This is a genomic window from Cellulomonas sp. EB106-03-03-XG116 (assembly GCF_058792015.1).
This window is the reverse complement of sequence record NZ_JBYTEP010000076.1, coordinates 1-12,203: the sequence shown is the minus strand read 5'-3', so window position 1 is coordinate 12,203 and position 12,203 is coordinate 1. Positions and strand designations below refer to the sequence as shown.

The 12,203-nt window shown below is 74.0% G+C and carries 11 protein-coding genes; 4 read left to right on the top strand and 7 right to left on the bottom strand.

The window, feature by feature from the left end; genetic code table 11:
* Window positions 1–84: 84 nt before the first annotated feature.
* From AC3WUG_RS18230 to AC3WUG_RS18220, 3 genes are all read right to left on the bottom strand, one after another.
* Window positions 85–1,182, bottom strand: coding sequence for a BMP family lipoprotein (locus AC3WUG_RS18230; protein ID WP_492328957.1), 1,098 nt, complete (start codon window positions 1,180–1,182; stop codon window positions 85–87).
* 230 nt (window positions 1,183–1,412) lie between these two features.
* Window positions 1,413–2,615: an amidohydrolase gene (locus AC3WUG_RS18225; protein ID WP_492328956.1), complete on the bottom strand. Its 1,203-nt coding sequence runs from the start codon at window positions 2,613–2,615 to the stop codon at window positions 1,413–1,415.
* A gap of 69 nt (window positions 2,616–2,684) precedes the next feature.
* Window positions 2,685–3,839, bottom strand: a complete 1,155-nt coding sequence (locus AC3WUG_RS18220) for a mannose-1-phosphate guanylyltransferase (RefSeq protein WP_492328955.1) — start codon at window positions 3,837–3,839, stop codon at window positions 2,685–2,687.
* Between the two features lie 282 nt (window positions 3,840–4,121).
* Here AC3WUG_RS18220 and sdhC point away from each other — a divergent pair, with 282 nt between their 5' ends.
* The 4 genes from sdhC to AC3WUG_RS18200 are packed head-to-tail and all read left to right on the top strand — an operon-like array spanning window position 4,122 to window position 7,594.
* Window positions 4,122–4,493: a succinate dehydrogenase, cytochrome b556 subunit gene (gene sdhC, locus AC3WUG_RS18215; RefSeq protein WP_308160927.1), complete on the top strand. Its 372-nt coding sequence runs from the start codon at window positions 4,122–4,124 to the stop codon at window positions 4,491–4,493.
* Window positions 4,493–4,942 carry a succinate dehydrogenase hydrophobic membrane anchor subunit gene (locus AC3WUG_RS18210; protein WP_147795869.1) on the top strand — a complete coding sequence of 150 codons (450 nt, stop codon included), beginning with the start codon at window positions 4,493–4,495 and terminating at the stop codon, window positions 4,940–4,942. Before sdhC ends, AC3WUG_RS18210 begins: the two co-directional genes overlap by 1 nt.
* Before the next feature lie 46 nt (window positions 4,943–4,988).
* Entirely contained in the window at window positions 4,989–6,827 is a 1,839-nt protein-coding gene (gene sdhA, locus AC3WUG_RS18205; RefSeq protein WP_492328954.1) for a succinate dehydrogenase flavoprotein subunit, read from the top strand.
* Entirely contained in the window at window positions 6,827–7,594 is a 768-nt protein-coding gene (locus AC3WUG_RS18200; RefSeq protein WP_166942903.1) for a succinate dehydrogenase iron-sulfur subunit, read from the top strand. Before sdhA ends, AC3WUG_RS18200 begins: the two co-directional genes overlap by 1 nt.
* A 502-nt stretch (window positions 7,595–8,096) precedes the next feature.
* Here AC3WUG_RS18200 and AC3WUG_RS18195 read toward each other — a convergent pair.
* The 4 genes from AC3WUG_RS18195 to trpS all read right to left on the bottom strand — a co-directional run bounded on the left by AC3WUG_RS18195 (window position 8,097) and on the right by trpS (window position 12,036).
* Window positions 8,097–9,170, bottom strand: coding sequence for a putative endonuclease domain-containing protein (locus AC3WUG_RS18195; protein WP_492328953.1), 1,074 nt, complete (start codon window positions 9,168–9,170; stop codon window positions 8,097–8,099).
* Window positions 9,171–9,317: 147 nt separating this feature from the next.
* Window positions 9,318–10,349 carry a YihY/virulence factor BrkB family protein gene (locus tag AC3WUG_RS18190; protein WP_492328952.1) on the bottom strand — a complete coding sequence of 344 codons (1,032 nt, stop codon included), beginning with the start codon at window positions 10,347–10,349 and terminating at the stop codon, window positions 9,318–9,320.
* 128 nt (window positions 10,350–10,477) lie between these two features.
* The gene (locus tag AC3WUG_RS18185) at window positions 10,478–11,017 is read right to left on the bottom strand and encodes a 2'-5' RNA ligase family protein (RefSeq protein WP_492328951.1); all 540 of its coding nucleotides are present in this window, start codon (window positions 11,015–11,017) and stop codon (window positions 10,478–10,480) included.
* Window positions 11,014–12,036, bottom strand: a complete 1,023-nt coding sequence (trpS, locus tag AC3WUG_RS18180; RefSeq protein WP_492328950.1) for a tryptophan--tRNA ligase — start codon at window positions 12,034–12,036, stop codon at window positions 11,014–11,016. Before trpS ends, AC3WUG_RS18185 begins: the two co-directional genes overlap by 4 nt.
* Between the last annotated feature and the right edge of the window lie 167 nt (window positions 12,037–12,203).

The window sequence follows — 12,203 nt, the reverse complement described above, 5'->3', positions numbered from 1 at the left end:
CCCCCCCCCCCCCCCCCCCCCCCCCCCCCCCCCCCCCCCCCCCCCCCCCCCCCCCCCCCCCCCCCCCCCCCCCCGGCGCTGGTGTCAGTTCTGGCTCGGGGACTCCACGACCAGGTCACCGGAGATGATCTGGGCCTTCAGGTCCTCGACGGCCGTCTTGACCTCGGCCGGCACCTTCGCGTCGAAGTCGTGGAACGGCGCGATGCCGATGCCCTCGTTCTCCAGGGTGCCGACGTACGGGTCGGAGGAGAAGCTGCCCTCGGAGGCCTCCTTGACCGTGTCGTACACGGCCTGGCCGATCTCCTTCATGACCGAGGTCAGGATGATCGAGGAGTAGTCGGGCGAGGTCTCGAACCAGTCCGCGTCGACGCCGACGATCGCGACGTCACCGGCCTCCTGCGCGGCGGCGGCGGCGCCGAGGCCGACCGGGCCGGCGACGGGCATGATGACGTCCGCGCCCTGGTCGATGAAGCCCTTGGCCAGGTTCTGGCCGTTGGTCTGGTTCTCGAAGTCACCGGTGAAGGAGCCCGTCTGGGCCTCCTTGTCCCAGCCGAGGACCTTGACGTCCGCGCCGTTGTCCTCGTTGTACTTGGCGACGCCGTCGGCGAAGCCGTCCATGAAGATCGAGACGGACGGGAGCTGGATGCCGCCGAAGGTGGCGACGGTGCCCGTGGTGGACGTGCCCGCGGCGACGTAGCCGGCGAGGTACGCGGCCTCCTGCGTGTTGAACAGCAGCGGCTTGGCGTTGTCCAGCGTCACCGGGTTGAAGTCGGCGTCGGTGAACGCGGAGTCGATCAGCGCGAACTCGATGTCCGGGTTGGCCTCGGCGGCCTCCTGGATCGGGTCCTCGAGCAGGAAGCCGACGCCGATGATGAGGTTGCAGTCCTGCTGCACCAGCGAGTCGATGTTCGGCGTGAAGTCGGTCTCGGCGGTCGACTCGACCTTGACCTCCTCGATGCCCAGGTCGGCCTTGGCGCGGTCCAGGCCCTCGGCGCCGGACTGGTTGAAGGACTTGTCCTCGAAGCCGCCCGAGTCGGAGACCATGCAGGCCTTGAAGTCGGAGGCGCCGGTGTCGCCGCCGCCGCCGGCGGTGCTGTCGGACTCCTCCGGCGCGCTGCCGCAGGCGGCGAGGGCGAGCGCGACAGCCCCGGTGAGGGCGGCCGCACGGATGATCTTCTTCACGCGATGCTCCTGCTTCTCGTCGTCGACCGGTCCGCTGAGGCCCGCCCGGTCACCGCGCGCGACGCTGCGCGCGGGACGGTCGGGGTCGTCCGGTGTTCGCCGTGAACACTAGCCACGCGCAGGTGACGACTGTGTTACGGAGCACTCTCCCGGGCCCTTCGTTACTGACTTGGAACATTCGTCCGCGCCCCGGATCACCCGACCGGCCCAGCGGGCCCCGCCGAGCGGCGTCAGCCCCCGGGCGTCGCGCCGACGCGCAGCGCCGCCCGGGCGAGCAGCGCGGCGCCCGCGGCGATCGCGCGCTCGTCGACGACCAGGTCGCCCTGGTGGATGTCGTAGGTCCGGCCGCCCGGCGTCCGGGTGCCCAGCCGGGCCATCGCGCCGGGGACACGGGTGAGGTACCAGGCGAAGTCCTCGCCGCCGAGCGACTGCTCGGTCAGCTGCACGGACTCCTCGCCGAGGACGTCGCGCGCCGCGGCCTCGAGCACCGCGACCGCCCGCTCGTCGTTCTCCACGGGCGGGACGCCGCGCTGGTGCCGCACCTCGACCTCGACCCCGTAGGGGGCGACGACCTGCTCCACCGCGTCGTGCAGGACCTGGGACGCCTTCTCCCAGGCGCGGACGTCGAGGCAGCGCAGCGTGCCACGCACCGAGCCCGACGCCGGGATCGCGTTGTGCGCCGAGCCCGCCTGGACCGCGCCCCAGGTGAGGTTGACGCCCGAGCGCGGGTCGAGCCGCCGGCCGAGGACCGCGGGCACCTGGGTGATGACCTGGCCGAGCGCGTACACGAGGTCGGCGGTGAGGTGCGGGCGCGAGGTGTGCCCGCCGGGGCCGGTGAGCACGACGGTGATCTCATCGGAGGCCGAGGTGATCGGGCCGATCCGGCTGCCGATCCGGCCGACGTCGACCTTGGGGTCGCAGTGCAGCGCGAAGATCCGGCCGATGCCGTCCAGCGCGCCGGCCTGGAGAACGTCGAGCGCGCCACCCGGCTGCACCTCCTCGGCGGGCTGGAACACCAGGCGCACGCCGGTGGGCAGCTCGCCCGCCTCGTGCAGCTCGGCCAGCACCAGCCCGGCGCCGAGCAGCGCCGTGGTGTGCACGTCGTGGCCGCAGGCGTGCGCGACGCCGTGCACCGTCGACGCGTACGGCAGCCCGGTGGTCTCCTGCACCGGCAGCGCGTCGATGTCCGCGCGCAGCGCGATCCGGCGGCGGCCGGTCTCCACGGGGCTCGGGCCGATGTCGCACGTCAGGCCGGTCCCGGGGAGCAGCCGCGGCGACAGGCCGGCGAGCCGCAGCCGCTCCGCGATCACCCGGGTCGTGCGCTGCTCGGTGCGGCCGAGCTCGGGGTGGGCGTGGATGTCGCGCCGGATCTCCACCAGCTCGGGCTGCAGGGTGGCGACGAGCTGGCTGACCCGGGTGGCGTCGACGATCACCCTCCCGACCCTAGCCGTCCGCGCAGGTGGCGGCAGGTCCGCGACCACGGCCGCGGGTGCCGCGGGACGTCAGAGCAGGTCGTCGCGACCCCGGCCGCGCCAGCCGTCGACGGCCTGCTTGACCGCCTGCGCGTGCGCCCGCGTCGTGACCAGCAGCGCGTCCGCGGTGTCCACCACGACGGCGTCCCGGACGCCCAGCACGGTGACCGCCCGGCCGGCGCCCGGCACGACGACGGCGCCCGCGGCGTCCAGCCGCTGCACCAGCGCGTCGTCGCCCAGCGTGCGCCCGCCGTCGACGCCGACCGCCGGCAGCAGCGCCGCGAGCGAGTCGAAGTCGCCCACGTCGTCCCACGTGAAGGAGCCCGGCACCACGGCGACGCCGCCGGCCGCCGCGACCGGCTCCGCGATGGCGTGGTCGATGGCGATCTTGGTCAGCCCGGGCCAGGTCTCGGCGAGGGCGGCCTCGCGGCGCTCCGGGTCGTCCCAGGCGGCGGCGATCGCGCGGAGGCCGGCGGCCAGCGGGGGCAGCTGCCGGGCGAGGTGGTCGAGCAGCACGCCCGCCCGCACGAGGAACATGCCCGCGTTCCACCAGTAGTCGCCGGTGGCGAGGTACTCGGCGGCGGTCTCGGCGTCCGGCTTCTCGGTGAACCCGGCCACGTGCCGCGCGCTCGGCGCGCCCTCGGCCCCGAGCGCGTCGGCGGCCCGGATGTAGCCGAACGCGGTCGACGGCTCGGTGGCCTCGATCCCGATGGTGACGACGTAGCCGGCGCGCGCGGCGGCGACCCCCTCGGTCACCGCGGACCAGAAGCCGTCGAGGTCGTCGATCACGTGGTCGGCGGCGAACGACCCGAGGACGACGTCCGGGCCGTGCCGCTCCGCGAGGATCGCGGCGGCCAGGCCGATGGCGGCCATGGAGTCGCGCGGGGACGGCTCGGCGACGACCTGACCGGGCCCGAGCTCGGGCAGCTGGGCCGCGACGGCCTCCGCGTGCCGCACGCCGGTCACGACCAACACGCCGTCCCGCCCGGTGAGCGGCAGCAGCCGGTCGACGGTGCCCTGCAGCAGCGTGCGGCCCGTGCCGGTCAGGTCGTGCAGGAACTTCGGCGAGCCCTGCCGGGACAGCGGCCACAGCCGGGTGCCGGCTCCCCCGGCGGGCACGACGGCGTGGAAGCCGTCGATCGGGCGGGGCTGCGCGGGCGACGCGGGCGTGGCGGGGCTCGACATGGCGGGCAGCGTATCGGGAGGAACCGGGCCGCTGCCGCACCGCCGTCACCCGAGCGGGTGGCCGCGTCGGCACGCCTTCCCGACCAGGGACCCAGGTCCCGTCCGGCGTGTGCGCTTGATCACATCGGGCGCGATCTGGCCCCCGACGGCAGGGTGACCCAGTGCACGATCACTACAGTGATCGGACCGGACACAGCAGTCCCGCCCGAACTCGCCAGGAGGCCACCCGTGCCCACTGCGCCTGCCGAAGCCCGCGACGACGCCGCCCCCACGGCCAAGCGGATCCCCGGCGGCACCCTCTACCGCGGCCGCGAAGGCATGTGGTCCTGGGTCGCCCACCGGATCACCGGCGTGCTCATCTTCTTCTTCCTGCTCGTGCACGTGCTCGACACGTCGCTCGTGCGGGTCTCCCCCGAGGCGTACAACGCCGTCATCGGGACCTACAAGAACCCGATCATGGGGCTCGGCGAGGCCGGCCTCGTCGCCGCCATCGTGTTCCACGCCTTCAACGGCATCCGGATCATCCTGGTCGACTTCTGGTCCAAGGGCGCGAAGTACCAGCGCGTGATGCTCTGGGTCGTGCTCGGCCTGTTCGTCGTGACCATGGCGGGCTTCCTGCCGCGGCACCTGATGCACGTCTTCGGAGGCGAGTGATGACCACGATCGCCGCCCCCCGCACCCGCGGCGCCGGGCCGGGCCGCCGGACCTCGCGCGGCAACTGGGAGCTGTACGGCTGGGTCTTCATGCGCGCGTCCGGCGTCGTGCTGCTCGTGCTGATCTTCGGCCACCTGTTCGTGAACCTGGTCGCCGGCGAGGGCATCTCCGCCATCGACTTCGGGTTCGTCGCCGGCAAGTGGGCGTCCCCGTTCTGGCAGATCTGGGACCTGCTGATGCTGTGGCTCGCGATGATCCACGGCACCAACGGCGTCCGGACGATCATCAACGACTACGCCGAGCGCGACGGCACCCGCCTCGTGCTCAAGCTCGCGCTGTACACGGCGTTCACCGTCGTCGTGGTGCTCGGCACGCTGGTGATCTTCACCTTCGACCCGTGCCCCGCGAACAGCCCGGCGGACCTGCTGCCGTCGTTCTGCACCGCCTGACGCCCTCATCTCGCACCCCCGCTTTCGCTTGGAGGCATCGACCCCGATGCAGACCCACCAGTTCGACGTCGTGATCGTCGGCGCCGGCGGCGCCGGGATGCGCGCCGCCCTCGAGTCGTCCGCCCGCACCCGCACGGCGGTCATCTCGAAGCTGTACCCGACCCGCTCGCACACCGGCGCGGCCCAGGGCGGCATGTGCGCCGCGCTCGGCAACGTCGAGGACGACAACCCCGAGTGGCACACCTTCGACACCGTGAAGGGCGGCGACTACCTGGTCGACCAGGACGCCGCCACGATCATGGCCAACGAGGCCATCGACGCGGTGCTCGACCTGGAGCGCATGGGCCTGCCGTTCAACCGCACGCCGGAGGGCCGGATCGACCAGCGCCGGTTCGGCGGCCACACCCGCAACCACGGCGAGGCCGCCGTGCGCCGGGCCTGCTACGCCGCGGACCGCACCGGGCACATGATCCTGCAGACGCTCTACCAGCAGTGCGTCAAGAACGAGGTCGCGTTCTTCAACGAGTTCTACGTGCTCGACCTGATCCTCACGCACGACCTCACCGGCCGCGAGGTGCCCGAGGGCGAGGACGTCGCGGTCTCGGGCGTCGTCGCGTACGAGCTGTCGACCGGCGAGATCCACGTGTTCCGCGCCAAGTCCGTGGTCCTCGCGACCGGCGGCGCCGGCAAGATCTACAAGACCACCTCGAACGCGCACACCCTCACCGGCGACGGCATGGCCCTGGCCTACCGCCGCGGGCTGCCGCTGGAGGACATGGAGTTCTTCCAGTTCCACCCGACCGGCCTGGCCGGGCTCGGCATCCTGCTCTCCGAGGCGGCGCGCGGCGAGGGCGGCATCCTCCGCAACGCCGACGGCGAGCGGTTCATGGAGCGGTACGCCCCCACCATCAAGGACCTCGCGCCGCGCGACATCGTCGCCCGGTCGATGGCCAACGAGGTGCGCGAGGGCCGCGGCGCCGGGCCGAACAAGGACTACGTCCTGCTCGACCTGACCCACCTCGACCCCGCGCACATCGACGCGAAGCTCCCGGACATCACCGAGTTCGCGCGGACCTACCTCGGCATCGAGCCCTACACGGAGCCCGTGCCGGTGTACCCGACCGCGCACTACGCGATGGGCGGCGTGCCGACCAACGTCGAGGGCGAGGTCCTCCGCGACACCACGCACGTCGTGAAGGGCCTGTACGCGGCCGGCGAGGTCGCCTGCGTGTCCGTGCACGGCTCGAACCGGCTCGGCACCAACTCGCTGCTCGACATCAACGTGTTCGGCAAGCGCGCCGGCATCTCGGCGGCCGAGTACGCCGCCGGGGCGCCGTGGGTGGACCTGCCCGCCGACCCGGCCGACGCGGTCGTGGCCCAGCTCGAGGACATGCGGAACCGCCCCCAGGGCGAGCGCGTCTCCGACGTCCGCCGCGAGCTGCAGCAGACCATGGACACCAACGCGCAGGTGTTCCGCACCGCCGAGTCGCTGCGCCAGGCGTTCCAGGACATCCAGGTGCTCCAGGAGCGCTACACGCGGGTGTCCGTCCAGGACAAGGGCCGGATGTTCAACACCGACCTCATCGAGGCGATCGAGCTGGGCTTCCTGCTCGACATCGCCGAGACCGTCGTCGTCGGGGCGCTCAACCGGCGCGAGTCCCGCGGTGGGCACTTCCGCGAGGACTACCCGAAGCGCGACGACGCCGGCTTCATGGAGCACACCATGGCCTACCGCCGGCAGCCCGGCGTGCCGGTCGACTCCCCCGCGCTCTCCGCGCCGAAGGGCGAGGAGGTCCCGCCGCCGGGGCCCGGCCGCCCGGTCGTGCTCCTGGGCACCAAGCCCGTCGTGACCACCGTGTACCAGCCGATGGAGCGGAAGTACTGATGACTGCTGTCGCAGAGCGCTCGGCCGCCGCCGAGCCCAAGGCCGGCGAGATCCCGTCGTTCGAGGTCACGCTCAAGATCCGCCGCTACACCCCCGAGACGCACGGCGACGAGGCGTACTGGGAGGAGCACACGGTCACCGCCCACGGCACCGACCGGCTGCTCGACGCGCTGCACAAGATCAAGTGGGAGTCCGACGGCTCGCTGACGTTCCGGCGGTCCTGCGCCCACGGCGTCTGCGGCTCCGACGCCATGCGGATCAACGGCCGCAACCGGCTCGCGTGCAAGGCCCTGCTCAAGGACCTCAACCCGGACAAGCCGATCACCGTCGAGCCCATCAAGGGCCTGCCCGTGATCAAGGACCTCGTGGTCGACATGGAGCCGTTCTTCGCCTCCTACCGCGAGATCATGCCGTTCCTCATCACCACCGGCACCGAGCCCTCTCGCGAGCGGCTCCAGTCCCCCGAGCAGCGCGCCCGGTTCGACGACACCACCAAGTGCATCCTGTGCGCGGCGTGCACGTCGTCCTGCCCGGTGTTCTGGACCGACGGCCAGTACTTCGGCCCGGCCGCGATCGTGAACGCGCACCGGTTCATCTTCGACAGCCGCGACGAGGGCGGCGCGCAGCGCCTGGAGATCCTCAACGACAAGGAGGGCGTCTGGCGCTGCCGGACCACCTTCAACTGCACCGAGGCCTGCCCGCGTGGCATCGAGGTCACCAAGGCGATCCAGGAGGTCAAGCGCGCGATGATCACCCGCGCGTTCTGACCCTCGGCACCGCGACGGCCCGGTCCCCCTGCACGGGGGGACCGGGCCGTTCCCGTCCCCGGGCCGGGACCGTGACCGGGCGCCCGGGTGCCCGTCCCCCGTGCCCGGACGCCCGGTGCCCGTCCCCCGTGCCCGGCTGCGGCCCCGGGGTGCCCTTTTGACAGTGGAACGTTGTGACGGACACGCCGTCGGCGTGTCCGTCACGACCTTCCACCGTCGCGGCGGGTTCCGAGCCGCACGGCGAGCGAGACCCCGGACAGCAGCAGGACGACGTAGCCGATGCCCACAGGGCCACGACGCCGACGGCGCCCCCGAGCACCGCGCCCCAGCCGCCGGCGAGGGCGTAGCCGACGCCGGCGCCTCCGCCGACGACGACGAGCACCGCCGTGACGGTGAGGGCGATCTCGACGAGCCCGTCGAGCAGGCCGCGCGCGAGGTCGCGCCCGACGTCGCCCGGCCGTCCCCCGGCGCGCGGGCCACCCGTGTCTCTCACGTGCCGAGGCTAGGCGCTGGCAGGCCGGCGCCCGACCTCCTCGCACTGCGCGGCGGGAGCCGTGCGCCACAGCGCGGACCCGCGCCGCGCCAGGGCACGCTCCCGCGCGGCCCGGGCACGCCCCTGCCAGCGGGCGCGTGCGGTCGGGGTGGCGAGGTCGACCGATGTCGCGCACAGGACCTCGAGGCCCAGCGCCTGCAGCCGCTCCTGCCGCCGGGCGTCCGCGCTGCGGCGGTCGGCCGCGCTGTGCACCGCGCCGTCGTACTCAGCGACGACGCCGCTGGACTCGTCGAGGAGGTCGACCCGCGCGACGAACCGGCCGTCCGCGTCGAGGACGACCGGGTTGCAGCGTGGCACCGGCAGGTCCGCCGCGAGCCAGATGAGCCGCATCCGCGACTCCTGCGGCGACTCGACGCCGTCGGCCGACGCGGCGAGCGCACGACGTGCCTCCGCGCTCCCTCGCCACCGCGGCCGCTCGCGGATCAGCTCGGCCAGATCGCCCGGCCGGACCAGCCCCAGCGCGCGCATCCGGTCCAGCCCCACGACGGCATCGGGATGTCGGCCGAACCGGGCCAGGTCGAATGCCGACCGCAGCGGGCTCGTGACCCAGAGCCCCGACATCCGCACGCGCTCCTCGGGCAGCACCCGGCTGCGGACCAGTCGACGCCCCGGTCCCGCGCGGAGCCGGACCTCCGGGGGCGCCAGGAGCAGCACCGGAAGCAGCTCGCCTGCCCGGCCGTGGACGGGCCGGCCGTCCAGGACCGGGGGCTCCTGACGGTCGCGTCGTGGGGCGGCCCCGCGCCGGGCCGCCGGCGTCGGTCGCTCGCCGCCGGCGGCGAGGCGGGCCTGCTCGTGCAGCCGCACCGCCGCCCAGCCGCCCAGGGTCACGTCCGGATGCACCGCCGCCATGGCCACGGCCGTGCGCACGTCGGGGTCGAGGGGGTCGGCGCCGCGCACCACCCGGACCCCGCGGGCCGCGGGCACGTAGCCGGCTCGCAGCGCGGGCAGCACCTCCGCCCGCCGGGCCTCGCGCCAGGAGAGCACCGCGGGGAGGCCGGTGTCGGGCGCGATGTCGGGCTGCATGCCCCCACCGTCCCGCGCCTAGGCGCGTGCTCGCTCGATTCGCGCCGCCCCCTGGGGACCGACCCCGGCGTGTCGCGGCCAGCCCCGGCACGCCCGCGAGTCCGGCGGCCCACCAGCCCGCGAGCCCGCCATCTCGGGAGGTGGGGGTCAGGCGGGGATGTCGTCCGTCGCGGTGGGCTCGGGCGCGGGCGGGTCCGCCGTCCAGGCGGCGGCCAGGAGGACGATGCGGGCGATCAGGTTGATCCAGATCAGCAGCGTCACGATCACCGCGAACGACGCCAGGATCGCGTTCCGGTCGGCGGAGCCTGCGACGACCGAGGTGCCCAGCACCCGCACGACCCCGAGCCCGACCGCGGCCACGAGCATCCCCTGCCGGAGGTCCGGCCACGCGGGGTGCTGCGCCGCGAGGACCCGCACGATCAGCACGAACGTCCCGGCGTCGACGACGAACGCCACGAGGATGCCCGCGCCGCGCAGCACGAGCGAGCCGACCGTCGACCCGTCGAGCCCGAGCGCGCTGAGCGCCCAGTCGGCGGCGGTGGTGGTCGCGATGCTGAGCAGCGCGGAGACGAGGATGGCCAGGCCGATGCCGGCGAACCCGCCGAGCTCGCGCAGCTTGCCGGTGACGGCGTTGCCGCCCGCGCTCTCGGCCGCGAACATCGCCCGGACCGCCGTGCGCAGGGCCGCCATCGCGGAGATCGCGCTGACCAGCAGCACCACGAACGCGACCAGCCCGGCGACGCCCACGCCGGTGCTCAGCTGGAGCGAGTCCGGGTCGATCACGCCCGTCTCGTCGTCGCTGCTGGTCATCACCAGCCCCGGCAGGTTGGCGTCGATCGTGTCCAGGACCGTCTGCCGCAGCGCCTCGTTGTTGCCGAGCACGGCCATGAACACCGAGTAGCCGATGGTGAGCCCGGCGAACACGGAGAAGATCGTGGCGTAGGCGATGCCGCCGGTCAGGACGCCGCCGCCCGCCTCGCCGAACCGGGCGTTCGCCCGCGCGGCCCGGGTGCGCTGCCACCAGGCGAGCACGGCCTTGCCGCGGGCGACCAGCCCGGCGAACCCGCCCGGGTACACCCGGGCCCCGACGTCGTGCCGGTTGCCGGCGGCGACGTCCTCCGCGCTCGCGGCGGCGGCGTGCGCCCGCCCGGCGCCCTGCGGTTCGGCCGGGACTCCCATGCCGACGACCCTAGGGACCGCGCGGCGGCTCGGCATCCCGAGCGGGGGCGTCGCCGCCGGTCAGCGCCCCGCGGGCGCCGCGGACCCGGGCGGCGGCCGGCGCAGCGACGCGGCCGGCGCACCGGGCGTCAGCCCCCGAGCGGGAACGCCCCGATCGTCCGCCACATCCCGTCGTCCCCGTGCTCGTACACGTGGATCTCGGCGACGTCGAACCGCGCCTCGAAGTCGGCCATGTCCGCGAACGCGCGGTCCAGGGCGTCGTCCGGCACCTCGTGCGCGATGGTGACGTGCGGGTGGTAGTGGAACCGCAGCTCCTGGTCGAGCACCCCCGACCGGACGGCGACCTCGAGCAGCTCGCACGACGCGATCCCCTCGACCACCTGGACGAACACCACCGGCGAGACCGGCCGGAAGGTCGCGGTCCCCCGCAGGTGCACGGTGAACGGCGCGTGCGCCGCCGCGACCGCGCGCAGGTGCTCCTCCGCGTCCGGCAGCGCGGCCGTCGGGAGGACGGTCGGGCCGAGCAGGGTGATGTGCGGCCGGATCAGGTCGGCGGCGGGGTCGCCGACGCGGGCGCGCGCCGCCTGGAGCTCGCCGGCGTACGGCTCCGGGACGGAGACCGCGACGCCGATGCGGAGCTCGTCGGCGAACGGCCCGGTGGGGTTCATGCGGTCCGGCGGCGGGGCAGCAGACCGAACCGGTCCGCGACCCGGTCGAGCGTGCCGCGCGCGATGGCCCGGGCCCGCTCGGCACCGTCCTCGAGCACCGCGTCCAGCGAGGCCGGGTCGGCCAGGTAGCCGTTCACGCGCTCCTGGAACGGGGCGAGGAACTCGACGACCACGTCCGCCAGGTCGACCTTGAGGTGGCCGTAGCCCTTGCCCTCGTAGTCGGCGACGATCGACTCCACCTCGCGGCCGGTCAGCGCCGAGTAGATCGTCAGCAGGTTGGCGATGCCGGGCTGGTTCTCCCGGTCGAACCGGATCTCGGAGCCGGTGTCGGTGACCGCCGACCGGATCCGCTTGGCGACGGTCTTCGGCGGGTCGAGCAGCTCGATGATGCCGTTCGGGCTCGACGCCGACTTGCTCATCTTCGCCGTCGGGTCCTGCAGGTCGTAGATCTTGGCGGTGGCCTTGACGATGTGCGCGTCCGGCACGACCGCGGTGCCGTCGCCGAACCGCTTGTTCAGCCGCTCGGCCAGGTCGCGGGTCAGCTCGAGGTGCTGGCGCTGGTCCTCGCCGACCGGCACGAGCGCCGTGTCGTACAGCAGGATGTCCGCCGCCATGAGGATCGGGTAGGTGAACAGCCCGACCGTGGTGCCCTCGGCGCCGTGCTTGGCCGACTTGTCCTTGAACTGCGTCATCCGGCCGGCCTCGCCGAAGCCGGTCTGGCAGGACAGCAGCCAGGCCAGCTCGGCGTGCTCCGCGACGTGCGACTGCACGAACAGGATGGAGCGCTCCGGGTCCACGCCCGCGGCGAGGTACTGCGCCGCGGTGCGCCGGGTGCGCTCGCGCAGCGCCGCCGGGTCGGGCGCCACCGTCAGCGCGTGCAGGTCCACGACGCAGTACAGCGCGTCGTAGGACTCCTGCAGCGCGACCCACTGGGTCAGCGCGCCGAGGTAGTTGCCGAGGTGGAGGGAGTCGGAGGTGGGCTGCATCCCGGAGAAGATGCGAGGGGAGCCGGAGGCCATGGGTCCATTCTGACGGTCGGGGGCGGGTGGCCCGTGCAGGAGGGGGCGGGACGGGTGCGCCGGGTCAGGTGGCCTCGTCGTCGAACGGGGCCGGCGCGCCGGGCGGCAGCGGGGTCGTCGACGGGGCGGCGCGCGCGGCGTGCGCGGCCGCGCCGGCACCACCGGCC